Annotated in this window: 16 protein-coding genes, 1 tRNA gene and 1 pseudogene; 9 read left to right on the top strand and 9 right to left on the bottom strand. The window is 72.7% G+C overall.

Translation table 11 applies throughout. From position 1 onward, the window contains the following. Position 1: 1 nt before the first annotated feature. From ACZ51S_RS29645 to ACZ51S_RS29630, 4 genes and pseudogenes are all read left to right on the top strand, one after another. Positions 2-181, top strand: a pseudogene (locus ACZ51S_RS29645) (serine hydrolase); the annotation flags it as partial. 111 nt (positions 182-292) lie between these two features. Continuing rightward, positions 293-796, top strand: coding sequence for a hypothetical protein (locus ACZ51S_RS29640; protein ID WP_388942412.1), 504 nt, complete (start codon positions 293-295; stop codon positions 794-796). Between the two features lie 95 nt (positions 797-891). Continuing rightward, positions 892-1,416 (top strand): hypothetical protein, encoded by a 525-nt coding sequence (locus ACZ51S_RS29635; protein ID WP_468804443.1) that lies wholly within the window; start codon positions 892-894, stop codon positions 1,414-1,416. 105 nt (positions 1,417-1,521) lie between these two features. Further along, a complete protein-coding gene (locus tag ACZ51S_RS29630; protein ID WP_468479193.1) occupies positions 1,522-3,420 on the top strand; it encodes a serine/threonine-protein kinase in 1,899 nt (632 codons plus the stop codon). A gap of 51 nt (positions 3,421-3,471) precedes the next feature. On the opposite strand, the gene ACZ51S_RS29625 is transcribed toward ACZ51S_RS29630, so the two are convergent. Continuing rightward, complete coding sequence (locus tag ACZ51S_RS29625) at positions 3,472-4,161, bottom strand: pentapeptide repeat-containing protein (protein WP_468479194.1); 690 nt, start codon at positions 4,159-4,161, stop codon at positions 3,472-3,474. Positions 4,162-4,347: 186 nt separating this feature from the next. Between ACZ51S_RS29625 and ACZ51S_RS29620 the strand changes: the two genes are divergently transcribed. Then, positions 4,348-5,727: an NAD(P)/FAD-dependent oxidoreductase gene (locus tag ACZ51S_RS29620; RefSeq protein WP_468962478.1), complete on the top strand. Its 1,380-nt coding sequence runs from the start codon at positions 4,348-4,350 to the stop codon at positions 5,725-5,727. Between the two features lie 88 nt (positions 5,728-5,815). Here ACZ51S_RS29620 and ACZ51S_RS29615 read toward each other — a convergent pair. After that, a tRNA-Thr gene (locus tag ACZ51S_RS29615) sits at positions 5,816-5,889 on the bottom strand. A gap of 259 nt (positions 5,890-6,148) precedes the next feature. On the opposite strand from ACZ51S_RS29615, the gene ACZ51S_RS29610 reads away from it, so the two are divergent. The 3 genes from ACZ51S_RS29610 to ACZ51S_RS29600 all read left to right on the top strand — a co-directional run bounded on the left by ACZ51S_RS29610 (position 6,149) and on the right by ACZ51S_RS29600 (position 8,663). Beyond that, positions 6,149-7,225 (top strand): ABC transporter ATP-binding protein, encoded by a 1,077-nt coding sequence (locus ACZ51S_RS29610; RefSeq protein WP_388942427.1) that lies wholly within the window; start codon positions 6,149-6,151, stop codon positions 7,223-7,225. 203 nt (positions 7,226-7,428) lie between these two features. Then, positions 7,429-7,839, top strand: coding sequence for a hypothetical protein (locus tag ACZ51S_RS29605; protein WP_468479196.1), 411 nt, complete (start codon positions 7,429-7,431; stop codon positions 7,837-7,839). Positions 7,840-7,892: 53 nt separating this feature from the next. Then, the gene (locus tag ACZ51S_RS29600) at positions 7,893-8,663 is read left to right on the top strand and encodes a nucleotidyltransferase family protein (protein ID WP_468962476.1); all 771 of its coding nucleotides are present in this window, start codon (positions 7,893-7,895) and stop codon (positions 8,661-8,663) included. Between the two features lie 100 nt (positions 8,664-8,763). Here the strand turns inward: ACZ51S_RS29600 and ACZ51S_RS29595 are convergent, their stop codons facing one another. The 6 genes from ACZ51S_RS29595 to ACZ51S_RS29570 form a co-directional block, all read right to left on the bottom strand. After that, positions 8,764-10,311 (bottom strand): DoxX family membrane protein, encoded by a 1,548-nt coding sequence (locus ACZ51S_RS29595; protein WP_468804439.1) that lies wholly within the window; start codon positions 10,309-10,311, stop codon positions 8,764-8,766. Between the two features lie 156 nt (positions 10,312-10,467). Beyond that, entirely contained in the window at positions 10,468-11,439 is a 972-nt protein-coding gene (rlmB, locus tag ACZ51S_RS29590; RefSeq protein ID WP_388942439.1) for a 23S rRNA (guanosine(2251)-2'-O)-methyltransferase RlmB, read from the bottom strand. A gap of 113 nt (positions 11,440-11,552) precedes the next feature. Then, positions 11,553-12,953, bottom strand: a complete 1,401-nt coding sequence (cysS, locus tag ACZ51S_RS29585) for a cysteine--tRNA ligase (RefSeq protein WP_468479198.1) — start codon at positions 12,951-12,953, stop codon at positions 11,553-11,555. Between the two features lie 127 nt (positions 12,954-13,080). Further along, positions 13,081-13,578, bottom strand: coding sequence for a 2-C-methyl-D-erythritol 2,4-cyclodiphosphate synthase (gene ispF, locus ACZ51S_RS29580; protein WP_468479199.1), 498 nt, complete (start codon positions 13,576-13,578; stop codon positions 13,081-13,083). Further along, positions 13,568-14,314, bottom strand: a complete 747-nt coding sequence (ispD, locus tag ACZ51S_RS29575) for a 2-C-methyl-D-erythritol 4-phosphate cytidylyltransferase (protein WP_468804436.1) — start codon at positions 14,312-14,314, stop codon at positions 13,568-13,570. The genes ispF and ispD overlap by 11 nt, the downstream gene beginning before the upstream one ends. Before the next feature lie 396 nt (positions 14,315-14,710). Next, positions 14,711-15,193, bottom strand: a complete 483-nt coding sequence (locus tag ACZ51S_RS29570) for a CarD family transcriptional regulator (protein WP_003953493.1) — start codon at positions 15,191-15,193, stop codon at positions 14,711-14,713. Between the two features lie 555 nt (positions 15,194-15,748). On the opposite strand from ACZ51S_RS29570, the gene ACZ51S_RS29565 reads away from it, so the two are divergent. Then, positions 15,749-16,447 carry a DUF461 domain-containing protein gene (locus ACZ51S_RS29565; RefSeq protein ID WP_468479201.1) on the top strand — a complete coding sequence of 233 codons (699 nt, stop codon included), beginning with the start codon at positions 15,749-15,751 and terminating at the stop codon, positions 16,445-16,447. Positions 16,448-16,593: 146 nt separating this feature from the next. Here the strand turns inward: ACZ51S_RS29565 and phoP are convergent, their stop codons facing one another. Beyond that, the gene (phoP, locus tag ACZ51S_RS29560) at positions 16,594-17,265 is read right to left on the bottom strand and encodes a two-component system response regulator PhoP (protein WP_466527820.1); all 672 of its coding nucleotides are present in this window, start codon (positions 17,263-17,265) and stop codon (positions 16,594-16,596) included. Positions 17,266-17,268 lie beyond the last annotated feature (3 nt).

Here is a 17,268-nt window from a genome sequence, read left to right as displayed (position 1 = left end):
CGGCGACTACGCGCCCGTCGGCCAGTTCGGCTGGGACGGCGGAACCGGCACCTCGGCCTACGCCGGCCCGGTGAACGGCCTCACCGGCATCCTGCTCACGCAGGTCGGCCTGTCCGCCCCGGCCCCGGTGCGCGTCATCCACGACTTCTGGACCACGGCCTACCAGGCCCTGGAGGACTGACCCCCGCCGGCGTCCGGGGCGGGCGGGTCCGGGGCGGCGCCCGCAGGGGCCCGGGCCGCCCCGCGCCGCCCCCCGCGCCGCCGGAGGAGCACCCGTGACACCATCGGGAACGTGCTCGACATCGGCTACTCCCTCTCCCGGCGCTTCCCCGACCCCCCGCAGACCGACTACCGCTCGGCGGACGTCCACACCCTGCGCCACGACCTGTTCTGCGGGGACGTCTACCTCGCGGACACCGAAAAGGACACGGAGGTGTCCACAGCCTGGGGATGGGTGCCCGTACTCGACTTCGCCTGGGCGCTGTGCGACATCGTCGAGCAGCTCGACGAGGACCCGCGCGGCAGCCGCTCCGCCGACCGCCGGTTCGCGGAGCTCGACTTCACCGAGTCCGCCGACCGCATGCTCTTCGAACGCCGCTTCGGCTGGGTCGACATCGAAGCCGACTGGATGGCCCCGGAGGAAGAGCCCCTCACCTTCAGCCACCGCCTGCTGCGCCGCGAGGCCCGCGACTTCCTCCACGACCTGATCGCCGACCTCGTCGACATGCACGAGGGCCTCGCCGACAACCCGGTCATCTGGACCCTCCAGTCCCGCTTCCCCCGCGTACCCGCCTGAGCGGACCCGCCCGGGCCGTTCCCTCCCCCGCCCGGGGGAGCCGGATCGCTCGCGTGCCCGATGTCCGGCCGCCGCGCGGCCGGGAGGCTGGCCGCATGAACCACGCCACCACCGAACGCCCCGTCCCGCGCTGGGCCCGGACGACCGCCCGCCTCCTGCCGCTGCTGGCCCTGCCGGTGTGCCTGTGGCGGCTGCCCGTCGGCTTCGGCTTCCAGATGGGCATGGACCTGCCACCCTCCGGGCAGCCGCTCCTGATCACCGTCCCCTACGTCCTCGCCCTCAGCCTCCTCTCCGAGGCCTTCGCCCTGCTCTGCGCCGGCCTCGTACGCCCCTGGGGCGAAACGGTCCCCGCCCGGGTCCCCGTACTCGGCGGCCGCCGCATCCCCCGTCACGCGGTCACCGTGCCCGCCACCCTCGCCGGACTCGGCTTCACCTGGCTCCTCGTCGACTGGGTGCTCTGCGTCTTCCACCTCGCCGGGTTCTCCGACGTCGGCTACACCAACGGCTGGTGGCGGGCCCTCGCCCTCATCGTCAGCGGCCCGTTCGCCCTCTGGGGCCCCCTGATCCTCGCCCTCGCCCTCGGCTACCACCGGCGCCGCCGCCCCCTGGCGGCCCGTTGAAGGGTCTCCGGATCCGACCCGGCCGGGGCCCGGGTGTCGGGTACTCTCTCGGTTGGCTTCAGGGCGTCGGCAGGCTGTGAACTGCCCGATAGGGGACGGTTTTTCATGAGTGGTAGCGGTGCGCCTTCAGCCGAGCTCTTCCAGCCGCTCAGGCCGGAGGACCCGGCCACGGTGGGCGGTTACCGGCTCGTGGCCGTGCTGGGCGCGGGCGGCATGGGCAAGGTGTACCTCTCCTACACCCTCGGCGGACGGCCCGTCGCCCTCAAGGTGATCCGGCCCGAGTTCAGCGAGGATCCGGAGTTCCGGCGGCGTTTCCAGCAGGAAGTACGGGCCGCCCAGCGGGTGCAGGGCCTGTACACCGCGCCCGTCATCGACTTCGACACCGAGGGCGCGCAGCCCTGGCTCGCCACCTCCTACGTACCGGGCCCCTCCCTCGCGCACGCCGTGACCCGGCACGGACGGCTGCCGCTGCGCAGCGTCCTGCTGCTGGCCATCGGGGTCGCCGAGGCCCTGCACGTCATCCACGGCGCGGGCATCGTCCACCGCGACCTGAAGCCGGCGAACGTGCTCCTCGCCTCCGACGGCCCCCGCGTGATCGACTTCGGCATCGCCCGCGCGGCCGACGCCACCGCCCTGACCAGCAGCGGCGTCAGCGTCGGCACGCCCGCGTTCATGGCGCCCGAGCAGGCCTCCGCCGGAGCGGTCACCGCCGCCACCGACATCTTCGCCCTCGGCCAGATCATCGCCTTCGCGGCGATCGGCGCGCCGGTCTACGGCGACGGGAACTCGCACGCCGTCCTGTACCGGATCGTGCACGAGGACCCCGACCTCAGCGCCCTGCCGGCGGAGCTGAGGCCCCTGGTGACCCGCTGCCTGAGCCGCGACCCCGCCGCCCGGCCCAGCCTCACCGAGGTCATCGAGATGTGCCACGGCCTCTCGCCCGACCCGCTGCGCCAGGGCGAGGACTGGCTCCCCAAGGCCGTCGCCGGTTCCATCACCGAACGGCTCCAGCTGCCCGAACCGGCCAGGACCCCGCCGCCGCAGCCCGCCGCCGCGCCCACCCCGACCGAGCTCTCCGCGCCGCCCCCGCCGCCCGCGGCCCCGGCCGTGCCCCCGGGCGTGGCGTACGCGCCGACGCAGGCCGCGCCGGCCACCCCGGCGACGGCACCGGGCGCCGTACCGCCCGGCTACCCGACCCCGGCCCCCGGGTACCAGACCCCGCCCCCCGGCTACCCGGCCCCGGCGCCCGGGTACCACACGCCGCCGCCCGGGTACCCCGCGCCGCAGCCCGGGTTCGCCCCCGGCTACCACACGCCGCCGCCGCTCCACCAGACCGGCTTCCCGCAGACCGGCTTCCCCCAGACGGGCTTCCCGCCGCCCGCCCCGCAGAACTCCCGGCGCAAGGGCCTGATCATCGCCGGGACGATCGTCGGCACGGTCATCGGCCTCGCGGTCATCGGCTCCCTGCTGCCGGACGGCTCCTCCAAGGGCAGCAGGGGCGGCAGCAGCGCCGCCACCGGCGGCAGTCGCGGCGCCACCCCCAGCCCCGGGGCCTCCCAGAACAAGAACCAGAAGCGCCCCGACCCCGCCCCGGCCTCGTACCAGGGCATCAACATGACGGCCAACTACCAGATCATGCTGGCCGACAACCCGCCGCGCCCCACCTCGGGCGGCAGCTCCGGCGTCTCGTACAGCCACGGGGACCTCTACTACTACTTCGACACCCTGTTCGGCGAGAAGAGGCTCGGCACCGACAACGGCAAGCTCGTCGTCCTGAACAACGCGCAGAAGGGCTCCCTGGAGACCTGCCGCACCGAGACCCGCTACACCGAGAAGGTCAGCCTCGACCAGCTCACCGACGGGTCGGAGATCTGCGTGCTCAGCGACGCCGGGCACATCGCGGTGGCGACGTACCGCGGCAAGTCGGACGGGAAAGACGCGAGCAACTACGTCACGGTCGACCTCACCGTCTGGCGCAACGCCGAGGAACCGAAGAAGCGCTGACGCCCCGCCCGCCCGGCCCGTACGCACCCCCTCGTACGGGCCGCGCTCCGGCTACCCCAGCACCCGCACCCCCAGCTGCGCCGCCATCGCCGGAGCCAGCTCGAACAGCTGACCAGGGCTGATCACCGCCCCCGCCAGCGCCTCCACCCCCCGCGCGATCCCCAGCTCCGACGCACCCCGCAGATCCACCTCCGACAGCCGCGCCCCCGAGAAGTCGGCCCCGCGCACCGCACAGTCCCGGAACTCCACCCGCTCCAGCACCGCACCTCCGAAGTCCGGCTCCACCAGCACGCATCCCTCGAAGACCACGTCCCTGAGCCGTGCCGTCCGCAGGTTCACGTAGTCGATCTTCCCGCCCCGTACGAGGACCCGCTCCAGCACCGCCCCGTGCAACTGCGCCCCGCCCAGCCGGGCCTCCACCAGCTCCACGTCCCGCAGCGAAGCCCCCGACAGGTCCGTGCCCACCCCCCGGACCTGCTCCAGCACCGAATCCAGCACCCGCGCCCTCGCCAGACCGGCCTCGTCCAGCCCACACCGGCGCAGCGCGCAGTCCATGAACCGCGCCCCGGCCCCGTCCTGCCCCGCCAGGTCCAGGTCCGCGAACTCCAGCCCGTCGTAATCCCCGTCCGGCTCCAGCGCACCCCCCTCCCACACCGCCAGCTCCGGCAACCGCACCTCCGGAAGCCGCGCCGCCCGCACCGTCGCCCGGCCCGCCCGCGTTCCCTGCCCGTTCCGCGCCATGCCCCCATCGTGACCCACCGCACCGACAGCGCCCCGGCCCGCGCCCCCGAAACCCCCGCCTTCCCCCGGACCTCCCCTACACCCCCCGCTCCGCCCCCGCACCGGCCACCCCGTCCGCCGTTCCCCCCGAAACACGACACCCGGCCCCCTGGACACCCCTCCGGCGCCCCCGGTACCAACTCCCCCATGACGATCAACGGCGGCATCTCCTTCTGGTACGCGACCGGCACCACCGCCCACCAGCCACCCCGCGCCCCCCTCACCGGCGACGCCACCGCGGACGTCGTCATCGTCGGCGGCGGCTACACCGGCCTGTGGACCGCCTACTACCTCAAGCGCGCCGCCCCCGGCCTCCGCGTCACCGTCCTGGAGCAGAAGTTCTGCGGCTACGGCGCCTCCGGCCGCAACGGCGGCTGGCTCTACAACGGCATCGCCGGCCGCGACCGCTACGCCGCCCTCCACGGCCACGACGCCGCCCGCCGCCTCCAGCACGCCATGAACGACACCGTCGCCGAAGTCATCGCCGTCGCCGCCGAGGAGGACATCGACGCCGACGTCCACCGCGGCGGAGTCCTCGAAGTCGCCCGCACCCCCGCCCAGCTCAGCCGGCTCAAGGCGTTCCACACCGCCGAGCTCTCCTTCGGCGAGACCGACCGCGAGCTGTACGACGCCCCCGCCACCCGCGCCCGTATCGACGTCGCCGACGCCGTCGGCTCCAGCTGGACCCCCCACGGCGCCCGCATCCACCCGCTCAAACTCGTCCGGGGCCTCGCCGCGGCCTGCGAACGCCTCGGCGTCACCCTCCACGAGTCCACCCCCGTCACCGAGATCGCCCCCCGCCGCGCCGTCACCCCGTACGGCACCGTCCGCGCCCCGTACGTCCTGCGCTGCACCGAGGGCTTCACCGCCGCCCTCAAGGGCCACAGGCGCACCTGGCTCCCCATGAACTCCTCGATGATCGTCACGGCGCCCCTGCCGCCCTCGGTCTGGGAGCGGCTCAACTGGCAGGAGGCCCCGCTCCTCGGCGACATGGCCCACGCCTACATGTACGCGCAGCGCACCGCCGACGACCGCATCGCGATCGGCGGCCGCGGTGTCCCCTACCGCTTCGGCTCCCGCACCGACCACGACGGCCGCACCCAGCCCGCCACCATCGCCTCGCTGCGCGACCTCCTGGTCTCCTTCTTCCCGGTCCTCGCCGGCACGGAGATCACCCACGCCTGGTCGGGCGTCCTCGGCGTCCCCCGCGACTGGTGCGCCACCGTCACCCTGGACGCGGCCACGGGCCTGGGCTGGGCCGGCGGCTACGTCGGATCCGGCGTGGCCGCCGCCAACCTCGCCGGCCGCACCCTGCGCGACCTCGTCCTCGGCGACCGCACCGAGCTGACGGCCCTGCCCTGGGTGCACCACCGCGTCCGCCGCTGGGAACCGGAGCCCTTCCGCTGGCTCGCTGTCCACGCCCTCTACGCCGCCTACCGCGGGGCGGACCGCCGCGAAGCGGCCACCCGGCGCCCGACGACGACCCCCCTGGCCCGCCTCGCCGACCGCGTCTCGGGCCGCGCCTGACGGCACGCAAAAAGGCTCCGGGTGATCACCCGGAGCCTTCCGCTTCTGTACGAATCCCCTTGGTCGGTACCCCTCTGACCTGGGGCGGAGCCGCCTGTCGGAATCGAACCGACGACCTCAAGATTACAAGTCAAGCGCTCTAGCCAACTGAGCTAAGGCGGCACAACACCACCCGCGGGACCGCTGCGCGTGGAGCCGCCATCACTCTACACAGCGCCCGATTCCCCGGGCCATCGCATTCATGCCGACTCCGGGCCCCTCCGCGCCGAGCGGCCGGGGCCCCGCCGGACCATCCGGACCGTCAGAAGTGCTGACAGGAGCCGTGCCCGCCAGGTAGCGTCGTCCGGAGTCCAGCTGACTGGACTAGACCTTCCACTCGGATCGTCCGGCACGTTCCTGCCGGTAGAAGGGATTCACCACCATGGCTTCTGTCACCTTCGACAAGGCGACCCGCCTCTACCCGGGCGGCGACAAGCCCGCCGTCGACCAGCTGGAGCTGGAGATCGAGGACGGCGAGTTCCTCGTCCTCGTCGGCCCCTCCGGCTGCGGCAAGTCGACCTCCCTGCGCATGCTCGCGGGCCTGGAGGACGTCAACGGCGGCGCCATCCGCATCGGCGACCGCGACGTCACGCACCTGCCGCCCAAGGACCGGGACATCGCGATGGTGTTCCAGAACTACGCGCTGTACCCGCACATGAGCGTCGCCGACAACATGGGCTTCGCGCTCAAGATCGCCGGCGAGGACAAGGCCACCATCCGCCGCAAGGTGGAGGAGGCGGCGAAGATGCTGGACCTCACCCAGTACCTCGACCGCAAGCCGAAGGCCCTCTCCGGCGGCCAGCGCCAGCGCGTGGCCATGGGCCGGGCCATCGTGCGCAAGCCGCAGGTCTTCCTCATGGACGAGCCGCTGTCGAACCTCGACGCCAAGCTGCGCGTGTCCACCCGTACGCAGATCGCGGCGCTCCAGCGCGACCTCGGCATCACCACCGTGTACGTCACCCACGACCAGGTCGAGGCCATGACGATGGGCGACCGCGTCGCGGTCCTCAAGGACGGTCTGCTCCAGCAGGTCGACACCCCGCGCAACATGTACGACCGGCCGGCGAACCTGTTCGTCGCCGGGTTCATCGGCTCGCCCGCCATGAACCTGGTCGAGGTGCCGATCACCGACGGCGGCGTGAAGTTCGGCGAGAGCGTCGTCCCGGTGTCGCGCGACGCGCTCTCCGCCGCCGCCGACGCGGGCGACCGCACCGTCACGGTCGGCGTGCGCCCCGAGCACTTCGACATCGGCGACACCGGCGGTCTGACGATCACCGTGAACGTGGTCGAGGAACTGGGCGCCGACGGCTACGTCTACGGCAGCCACGACGGCCAGGACATCGTGGTCCGCGTGAACGGCCGCCACGTGCCCGAGAAGGGCTCGTCGCTGCACGTGGTGCCGCGCGCCGACGAGATCCACGTCTTCTCGACCTCCTCCGGCGCACGGCTGTCGAAGTAGGGCGTAACCGTCCGAGTTGCGGGGGCGTTCCACCAAGGGGCGCCCCCGCCGCGGCAGTTGCGGGCGGCGCGCTCCACGAACCCCGGCAGACCGGGCCATTCGGCCGCACTCGTCAACCCATAAATCGAAAAACCACGTCGAACCATCCCCCGACCGGGTGACTGAATGTCGCCAAATCTTCACCGAGCGCTACTCTCGCCCTCGTGACCCACACTGCCCGCCGTATCGGCCGTTCCCTCGCCCTGGTCCTGCCCGTCGTCCTGGTCCTGTCCGGGACCCTCGCGGTCACCATGGTCCCCTGGGCGGATCACTCCTCCCAGATCCTGACCGCCTCCGCCGAGGACGTCTCCGTCCCGAAGAAGCCGGCCGCGCCGCACGAGCTGCTGCGCGACAAGCTCCTCGGTGAGCTCCAGCAGGGCGAGCAGCCGGGTGTCGTCCTCACGCACCTCCAGCAGGAGGTGAACGGCCGTCCGTCACTGGCGGAGCACTGCGTGAGCATCGCGCGGGCCCTGGGGCGGGCCGCCGTGGAGGCCTACGGGCCGACGAAGGCCCAGTCCTACGCGCGCCCCGTCTGCGACACCTCGTACGCGTCGGGCGTCGCCTCGATGGGCTGACCGCCCGCCGTGCCTGCCCGGGCCGGCCGGGGGCCGGTCCTACGCTGGCGGCCATGACCGACACGGCCCCGGCGCCACTCCAATCCACCGATGACGCAGCCGCGTTCCCGGCTCGTCCCACCCAGGCGGTCGTCCTGGCGGGCGGGCAGGGTTCGCGGCTGCGGCCGTACACGGACGACCGGCCGAAGCCGATGGTGGAGATCCCGGGCACCGGACTGCCGATCATCGGGCACCAGTTGGCCTGGCTGGCGGCGGAGGGGGTGACCGACGCGGTGGTGTCGTGCGGGCACCTGGCGGAGGTGCTCCAGGAGTGGCTGGCGCGGGCTCCGCTGCCGTTGCGGGTGACGACGGTGGTCGAGGAGGAGCCGCTGGGGCGCGGGGGCGGTCTGAAGCACGCGGCGAAGCGGCTGCCGCACCCGGACCGGGCCTGGTACGCGACCAACGGCGACGTGTGGACGCGTTTCCCGCTGCGGGAGATGGCGGCCTTCCACGAGGAGCGGGAGGCGGTGGCGACGCTGGCCCTGGCGCGGCCGCGGATGCCGTGGGGGGTGGTGGACACGAACGAGTTCGGGCAGGTGCTGGACTTCATCGAGGCCCCGCCGTCGCCCTACCCGGTCAACGCCGGGGTGTACGTGTTCGCTCCCGAATTCGCCGCCCTGCTCCCCGACTTGGGGGACCACGAGCGGACGACGTTCCCCCGGCTGGCGCGGGAGCGGCGGCTGGCGGGCTTTACGCTGCCGCAGGGGGCCTACTGGCGGGCGATCGACACGGCGAAGGACTTGACCGAGGCGGCAAGGGAGTTGGCGGCGCAGGGCGCCGTCTGAGCCGTTTCCGTACTGCTACGTCTCCCCGTGCTCCGGCACGCGGAAGGGCCCGGCGCGCCGTACGCGCGCCGGGCCCTTCCGGTCGGTGGGTCGGGGTCGCTCAGCCCAGGAGGCCGCCGACGAGGCCGGGCTTCTTGGTCTGGGTGTCGGAGCCGCTGCGGGTCCCCGAGGTGGTGGCCGGCGGCTGCTGCGGGCTGGACTGCTTCGGGGTGCTGCTGCGCGGGGTCTGGCTGCCGGAGGTCTTGGTGGCGCTGGGCGCTCCGGAGCCGGTCGAGGAGCTGTCGCGGCTCGGGGCGCTGCTGCCGGTGCGGCCGGACCTGGCGGCGGGCTCGGAGGGGGTGGCCGAGGGCGAGGCCTGCTTCGAGGGCTGCCTGCCGGGGGCGGACTGCTTGGCGGGGGCCTGCGGGAGGGGGCTGCCGGGGAGGTAGTTGCTGGGGGCCTCGCCGGGGCCGGGGACGGTGACGACGGTGGAGGAGCGGACGGCGCCGCCGAGGAGCGAGCCGATGAGCAGGGTCAGTCCGCAGACGACGGTGGCCATGACGGCACCGCGCCGCAGGACCCGGCGGCGCAGCCGCCAGATCTCGGAGCGGGGGCCGAGGGTGCGCCACGCCTCGCCGGTGAGGCGTGCGTCGAGGGAGTAGACGGGAGCGCCGGCGATGATCAGCGGGCTCCAGGCGGCGAGGTAGATGATGTCGGGGGCGTCGTAGGCGGGGACGGTCTTCCAGCTGACCGTCATGAGGAGTGCGGCGGAGAGCAGGGCGCCGATGCAGGCGGCGAAGCGCTGCCAGAGGCCGAAGACGGTCAGCACGCCGACGATCACCTGGAGGAAGGCGACGCTGAGTCCGGCTCCGACGGGGTGGGCGAGCGCGAAGTCGCGCAGGGGTTCGGCGAGGGCCCAGGGGTGCAGGGTCTGCAGCCAGGTGACCATGGATCCGCGTTCGCCGCCGTCGAAGTAGACGGGGTCGCAGAGTTTGCCCATGCCGGCGTAGATGGAGATGAAGCCGAGGAAGACGCGCAGGGGGAGCAGGACGACGCCGAGGTTCATGCGGCGGCCCGGGTAGTACGAGGCCTGGCCGCGGGCGTCGGTGGCGGAGCGCCGGCTGTCGGGACCGGCGTCGGGTCCCGGGTAGTCGCCGTCGTGGGCGTCGTGGCCCCCGTACGGCGGGTGGGGCCGGCGCGGCAGGTCGCGTACCGCGGCGAGCGGACGGGTCTCGTCCGGGTCGCCGTAGGTGCGCTGGCCGATGACGGTGGGGGTGGCGAGGGTGTCCTCGACCAGGTCGTGTGCCAGGTCGACCCGGGGGATGGTCTGGGTGGCGGCTCCGCCGTCGTAGTCGTCGTGGCCGCGGCCGGCTTCGCGCACCGCCTGGAGGAGCCCTCCCATGGCCGCGGCGTCGCCGGGCGCGGACTTGCCGCTCCAGACGACGGGGGCGCGGCGGCGGGTGGCTCCGGCGGTCGCGACGGCGGCGGCACCGAGGAGGGGCGCGCGGCCGGGGGCATTCGCGGGCTTGGAACGCGCGCTCGGGCTCGGTGCGAGCCGCACGCGGAAGCTGGCGTGGTTGACGATGACCTGTGCGGGGTCGCACGGCACCTTGACCATGCTCAGCGCGGGCTGGTCGTCGAACCCTGACGTTCTGGTGTCCACACTCATCTAACCGAGTGATGGGTGTTTAGGACACTGCCTTGACACGAGGGATCTGTCCGAGACCCGTCAAGATCAAGTCGCCCCGCCCGTGAGGGGCGGGGCGACACGCTCACGGGTCATGTCCCGTGGGCCAGGTGGATCAAGCGCCGGCGGCCGTCCGGGTCAGATGCGGCCGCGCTGGGCGCGCTTGCGGGCGGCCTCGTAGAGGACGACGCCGGCGGCGACACCGGCGTTGAGGGACTCGGCGCCGCCGGGCATCGGGATGCGGACGAGGTAGTCGCAGTTCTCGCCGACGAGGCGGCCGAGGCCCTTGCCCTCGGAGCCGACGACGATGACGACCGGACCGGAGAGGGCGTCCAGCTCCTGCACCTCGTGGGTGCCCTCGGCGGCCAGACCGACGATGGCGATGCCGGCCTTCTTGTACTCCTGGAGGGCCCGGGTCAGGTTGGTGACGCGGGAGACCGGGGTGCGGGCGGCGGTGCCGGCGGAGGTCTTCCAGGCTCCGGCGGTCATACCGGCGGCGCGGCGCTCGGGGATGACCACGCCGTGGCCGCCGAAGGCGGAGACGGAGCGGACGATCGCACCGAGGTTGCGCGGGTCGGTCACCCCGTCGAGGGCGACGATCAGCGGGTCCTCGCCGTTGTCGTGGGCGGCGTCCGTGAGGTCCTCGGGGTGCGCGTACTCGTACGGCGGGACCTGGAGGACCAGGCCCTGGTGGTTGAGCCCGTTGGTCATCCGGTCGAGCTCGGGGCGGGGGGCCTCCATCAGGTTGATGTTGCCGCGCTCGCCGGCGAGCTTGAGGGCGTCGCGTACGCGCTCGTCGTTGTCGATGAACTGCTGGACGTAGAGGGTGGTGGCGGGGACGCCGTCGCGCAGTGCCTCGAAGACCGGGTTGCGGCCGACGACCATCTCGCTGGTGCCCTTGGGGCCGCCGCGGCGGGGGGCGGGGCGGCGCTTGGCGGCCTGGCGGGCCATGGCGTTGGCGATGCGGTTCGCCTTGTGCTTCTTGCGGTCCTCGGCCTTGGGCGTGGGGCCCTTGCCCTCCAGGCCCTTGCGCCGCTGGCCACCGCTGCCGATCGTCGCGCCCTTCTTGTTGGACGTGCGGCGGTTCCTGCGCTGGCTGTTACCGGCCATGACCTCTACCTGTTTCGTTCGTGCTGCGATATGTACGTATGAAGAGTGTGCCGCCCGGACGGCCGGGCGGCCACCAAGCCGGTGCGCCCGGCGTCAGACCGGGGCGCCCGGCATCAGCGCGGGCCGAGCGTCCAGCGCGGACCGGCCGGGCCGTCCTCGATGACCAGACCCGACTGCTGGAGCTGGTCGCGGATGGCGTCGGCGGTCGCCCAGTCCTTGCGGGCGCGGGCGGACTCGCGCTGCTCCAGGACGAGGCGTACGAGGGTGTCGACGGCCCCGTGCAGGTCTTCGCCGCGGTCGGACTCGCCCGCCCAGTGGGGGTCGAGCGGGTCCAGGCCGAGGACGCCCAGCATGGCGCGCACCTCGGACAGGCGGGCGATGGCCGCGTCCTTGTCGTCGGCGGCGAGCGCGCTGTTGCCCTGGCGGACCGTGGTGTGGACGATCGCGAGCGCCTGCGGGACGCCCAGGTCGTCGTCCATCGCCTCGGCGAAGGCCGGCGGCACCTCGGCGGCGGCTTCGACGGCCCCGCCCGCCTTCTCGGTGACGCGCTGGTAGAAGCCCTCGATGCGGGCGAACGCCGATTCCGCCTCGCGCAGCGCCTCCTCGCTGTACTCGATCATCGACCGGTAGTGGGGGGTGCCGAGGTAGTAGCGCAGGACGATCGGACGCCACTGCTTGACCATCTCGGAGACGAGGACGGAGTTGCCGAGGGACTTCGACATCTTCTCGCCGGACATGGTGACCCAGGCGTTGTGCACCCAGTACCGGGCGAACTCGTCGCCGAAGGCCTTGGCCTGGGCGATCTCGTTCTCGTGGTGCGGGAAGATCAGGTCCAGGCCGCCACCGTGGATGTCGAAGGCCTCCCCCAGGTACTTGTGCGCCATGGCGGAGCACTCCAGGTGCCAGCCCGGACGGCCGCGGCCCCAGGGGGTCTCCCAGGACGGCTCGCCGGGCTTGGCGGACTTCCACATCGCGAAGTCGCGGGGGTCGCGCTTGCCGGTCTCGCCCGCGCCGGAGGGCTGCTGGAGGTTGTCGAGCTCCTGGTTGGAGAGCGCGAGGTAGCCCGGGAAGGACCGCACGTCGAAGTAGACGTTGCCCTCCGACTCGTACGCGTGGCCGCGCTCGATGAGGCCGCGCATCATCTCGATCATCTCGGGGACGTGGCCGGTGGCGCGCGGCTCGTACGTCGGCCGCAGGCAGCCGAGGGCGTCGTAGCCGGTGTTGAAGGCCAGCTCGTTGTCGTAGCCGATGGACCACCAGGGGCGGCTCTGCTCGGCCGACTTCGCGATGATCTTGTCGTCGATGTCGGTGACGTTGCGGATGAACGTGACGTCGTAGCCGCGGTACGCGAACCAGCGGCGCATGACGTCGAAGTTCAGGTAGGACCGGATGTGCCCGATGTGCGGTGCCGCCTGCACGGTGGCACCGCAGAGGTAGATCGAGACGCAGCCCGGGACGAGCGGGGTGAAGTCGCGGATCTGCCGGGCGCTGGTGTCGTACAGGCGAATAGTCACGGCATCCAGGGTAGTGCGCCTGCGGCAGTGCCCCGCGACCGTTTGAGGGCGCCCGGACGGTTTGTTGCCGAAGAGGTGACATCGCCGACGGCCCGCGGGGCGGCCGTACGTCGGCCGTACGTCGTACTCAGCCCCGGTTCGTCCGGTAGACGAGGGCGGTGGCGATGGCGGCCAGCCCTTCGGCGCGGCCGGTGAGGCCGAGTCCGTCGGTGGTGGTGCCGGAGACGGAGACGGGGGCGCCCGCCGCCGCCGCGAGCGCCTTCTGCGCTTCCTCGCGCCGCTTGCCGATCTTCGGGCGTACGCCGATCACCTGGATCGCGATGTTGCCGATCTCGAAGCCCTCGGCCCGGACGATCCGGGCGGCCTCCGCCAGGAGGGTGACCCCGGCGGCGCCGGACCACTCGGGGCGGGAGGTGCCGAAGTGCGCGCCGAGGTCGCCGGCACCGGCGGCGGAGAAGAGGGCGTCGCAGGCGGCGTGGGCGGCGACGTCGCCGTCGGAGTGGCCGGCGAGGCCGTCCTCGCCCTCCCACAGCAGCCCGGCGCACCACAGCTCACGGCCGGCCTCGAAGGCGTGCACGTCGGTGCCGATGCCGACGAGGGGGATCAGGGGCAGGTCAGTAGACATCGGTGGCCCTCCTGCGGGCGAGTACGGCCTCGGCGAGGACCATGTCGAGCGGGCGGGTGACCTTGAAGGCCTCTTCGTGGCCGGGGACGGTCACGACGGTGACCCCGGTGCGCTCCACCATGCCGGCGTCGTCGGTGGCGCCCTCGCCGCTGACGGCGATGGCCTCGTGCGCGCGCAGCAGCGTGGCGAGGTCGAAGCCCTGCGGGGTCTGCACGGCGCGCAGCCGGGCCCGCTCGGGCGTGGCGACGACCGGCTCGGGCTCGCCGGGCCCCCGGGGGTCGACCTCCTTGACGGTGTCGGCCAGGGGCAGCGCGGGGACCACGGCGGGGGCTCCGGCGCGGACGGCCTCGACGACGGAGTCCACGGTGTCGACGGGGACCAGGGGGCGGGCCGCGTCGTGGATCAGTACGGAGGTGATGTCGGCCGGGAGGGCGGCCAGGCCGGCCCGCACGGACTCCTGGCGGGTCTCGCCGCCGGGCACGACCAGGACCTCGGTGCGGTCGGGCAGGGCGTGCTCGTCCAGGAGGTGGCGCACCTCGGGGGCCCCGTCGGGCGGGGCGACGACCACGACCAGGGCGACCGCGCGGGAGCGGGCCATGGCGCGGACGGCGTGGATCAGCATCGGGGTCCCGCCGAGGGCCCGCAGGGCCTTGGGGGCGCCCGGGCCGAGGCGTACCCCGCGGCCTGCGGCCGGGATCACCGCGGCGGTGCGGTGGGGGCGGGATTCGTCAGACATCAGTAGCTCCGAGCCAGGTTTGTGACTTCGGCCGACATGGGTATGGCCTTGGGCGTGCCCCCGGCGCTGGTCCGCGGGAGTGCCGGGTGCGACGCCCTCGCCCCTTCCGTGACGACCGGTCGAGCCGGCTGCCCGGACCCGGCACGCCGGTACAGGAGCGTGCGGGTGGGCACACGCTGGGTACGACGGAGTGACCCACGGGTGTGGGTGGATGCGCGGGGGTGCACCGCCGCGCGTGGTGGCGCTGGTGCGTGGGCGGCGCCGGTGGGCGGCGCCGGTGGGCGGCGCCGGTGAACAGCGTTGGGGTGCAGACATGCCGCAGCGCCCGGCAACAGCCCTCTCGCGAAGAGAGGGCGGGTCATCGGGCACCGCGGCACACTGTGGCCGGTTCGAGCGTCAGGACGCAAGAACCTCGTCGAGGAGGGCCTCGGCCTTGTCCTCGTTGGTGTTCTCGGCGAGCGCGAGCTCGCTCACCAAAATCTGCCGCGCCTTGGCGAGCATGCGCTTCTCACCAGCGGAGAGACCGCGCTCACGCTCACGACGCCACAGGTCGCGCACTACTTCGGCGACCTTGATGACATCGCCAGAGGCGAGCTTCTCCAGATTCGCCTTGTAACGACGGGACCAGTTCGTGGGCTCTTCTGCGTACGGTGCGCGGAGCACCTCGAAGACCCGGTCCAGCCCGTCCTGGCCGACTACGTCGCGAACGCCGACGAACTCTGCATTGTCCGCAGGCACACGAACCGTCAGGTCGCCCTGGGCGACCTTGAGCACCAAGTAGGTCTTGTCCACGCCTTTGATCTGGCGAGTTTCGATGGCCTCGATCAGCGCGGCCCCGTGATGGGGATAGACCACGGTGTCGCCAACCTTGAACGTCATGTGACAGGTACCCCTTCCGTGGCTATCCAGGGTAACACGAGAACTGACTGTTATGAATGGCGTTTTCGCAGGTCAGGGCACATCTCGGGGCTTGACAACAGCGACACGAACGTGCTGCGAAAGGCTTCTGGAAGGGGGTATTCGCAGGTCGGAGGCGCTGTGCGGACCGGGCGAAACGACCACGTTACACCTGGCGGACGCGGCCATGAGTGTGACGTACGTCCCGTTTTGCCGGATTCCTGGACCGGAAACCGAAGTACTCCGTTCGACTGGCGGCCACCCGTACGCAGTGGGTTCCGGCCCAATCTGGAATTGATCACGGAGCCGCGTTCGAGGGAATCCCGGAATTGATCACACGGGGGCCCGCGGCCGGATAGCGGAATGCAAGATCGCGGGACGGGTGCGGCGCGGTGCGCACGCTGCGGAGGGTCGGGTGCGGGGGCGGGGCGGCGGCTCGGTAACCTAAGCGCGCTGACACACCCTTAGGGCGGCTTTACCTCGGCCGCTCCGAGCCCCCACCCGTCCCGTCCGTACGTCCAAGGAGTTGCCGCCGCCGTGAGCCGCAGCCTTCGACGCGGCGCTCTCGCCGCTACCGCCGTCGTGTTCTCCCTTGCCTCGCTCGCCGCGTGCGGCGCGGGCAACGATGCGCAGTCTCTCCAGATCAAGCCGGACAACGCCGCCGTCACCAAGGGCGACATCAAGATCCAGAACGCCCTGGTGATCACCAAGGGCGAGAAGGACAAGAAGGGTCCGGCCGCCGTCTCGGCGACCGTCTTCAACTCCGGCACCAAGGCCCAGACCCTGGACGGGATCACCCTCAAGGGTGGCAAGTCCAAGGTGGTCCTGAAGGCGGCCGAGGGCTCCGGCAAGATCACCGTGCCCGCCGGCGGCTCCGTGGTGCTGGGCGGCAAGGGCAACGCCTCCGCCGTCATCGAGGGCGGCCGCGAGGCCGTCCAGAACGGCAACGTGCAGGACGTCGTCTTCCAGCTGAGCACCGCGGGCGACGTGGAGCTGGGCGCGTTCGTCGTCCCGGCCACCGGCATGTACGCCGGCTACGGCCCGACCGAGGCCCCCGCCGCCGCGCCCGGCCCCGTCCCGTCGGGCAGCCCCTCGGGCTCGGCCTCCCCGGGCGTGTCGGGCTCCCCGGCCGCGTCGGGTTCCCCGGCCGCGTCGGGCTCCCCGGCCGCCGGTTCCACGCCGTCGGGCGCCGCGGGCTCCGCGTCCGCCTCGCCGTCGCGCAGCGCCGGCCACTGAGCGCCTGAGCGCCCGAGCGGGCGCCGTACCCGTACATGGGGAAGGGCCCCGGCCGCGATGCGGCCGGGGCCCTTCCCCATGTACTCCCCCGTGCGCTTCCCGGGTGTACTTCCCGGTGTCACGGACCTCCGGGTTCGTCGGGCGGCCTACGGCTCGAACTTGTAGCCCAGGCCGCGGACCGTGACCAGGTAGCGCGGCGCCCCCGGGTCCGGCTCGATCTTGGCGCGGAGCCGCTTGACGTGGACGTCCAGGGTCTTGGTGTCGCCGACGTAGTCCGCGCCCCAGACCCGGTCGATCAGCTGCATGCGCGTCAGGACGCGTCCCGCGTTGCGCAGGAGCATCTCCAGCAGGTCGAACTCCTTCAGCGGCAGGTCGACCTTGGCCCCGGCGACGGTGACCACGTGCCGGTCCACGTCCATCCGCACGGGACCCGCCTCCAGGGCCGCCGGCGTCACCTCCTCCGGCTCGCCCCGGCGGCGCAGGACCGCGCGGATGCGGGCGACCAGCTCCCGGGAGGAGAAGGGCTTGGTGACGTAGTCGTCGGCTCCTATCTCCAGACCCACGACCTTGTCGATCTCGCTGTCCTTGGCGGTCACCATGATCACGGGGACGTTGGAGCGACCGCGCAGCTGCCGGCACACCTCGGTGCCCGGCAGGCCGGGCAGCATCAGGTCGAGGAGGACGAGATCGGCGCCGTTGCGCTCGAACTCGTCGAGCCCGTCGGGCCCCGTCGCGGCGATGGCTACCTCGAAACCCTCCTTGCGCAGCATGTAGGACAGGGCGTCGCTGAAGGATTCCTCATCCTCGACGACGAGCACTCG

Source organism: Streptomyces sp. NPDC034043 (genome assembly GCF_055575675.1).
The sequence above is the reverse complement of the archived record's forward strand: the minus strand, read 5'-3'. Positions and strand labels throughout refer to the sequence as shown.

Coding starts and splice junctions, on each gene's coding strand:
- ACZ51S_RS29595 (WP_468804439.1), bottom strand. CDS start 10,311: ATGAGTGTGGACACCAGAACGTCAGGGTTCGACGACCAGCCCGCGCTG.
- ACZ51S_RS29630 (WP_468479193.1), top strand. CDS start 1,522: ATGAGTGGTAGCGGTGCGCCTTCAGCCGAGCTCTTCCAGCCGCTCAGG.
- ACZ51S_RS29600 (WP_468962476.1), top strand. CDS start 7,893: ATGACCGACACGGCCCCGGCGCCACTCCAATCCACCGATGACGCAGCC.
- ACZ51S_RS29620 (WP_468962478.1), top strand. CDS start 4,348: ATGACGATCAACGGCGGCATCTCCTTCTGGTACGCGACCGGCACCACC.
- ACZ51S_RS29570 (WP_003953493.1), bottom strand. CDS start 15,193: ATGACGTTCAAGGTTGGCGACACCGTGGTCTATCCCCATCACGGGGCC.
- rlmB (WP_388942439.1), bottom strand. CDS start 11,439: ATGGCCGGTAACAGCCAGCGCAGGAACCGCCGCACGTCCAACAAGAAG.
- ispF (WP_468479199.1), bottom strand. CDS start 13,578: ATGTCTACTGACCTGCCCCTGATCCCCCTCGTCGGCATCGGCACCGAC.
- ispD (WP_468804436.1), bottom strand. CDS start 14,314: ATGTCTGACGAATCCCGCCCCCACCGCACCGCCGCGGTGATCCCGGCC.
- ACZ51S_RS29610 (WP_388942427.1), top strand. CDS start 6,149: ATGGCTTCTGTCACCTTCGACAAGGCGACCCGCCTCTACCCGGGCGGC.
- ACZ51S_RS29625 (WP_468479194.1), bottom strand. CDS start 4,161: ATGGCGCGGAACGGGCAGGGAACGCGGGCGGGCCGGGCGACGGTGCGG.
- ACZ51S_RS29635 (WP_468804443.1), top strand. CDS start 892: ATGAACCACGCCACCACCGAACGCCCCGTCCCGCGCTGGGCCCGGACG.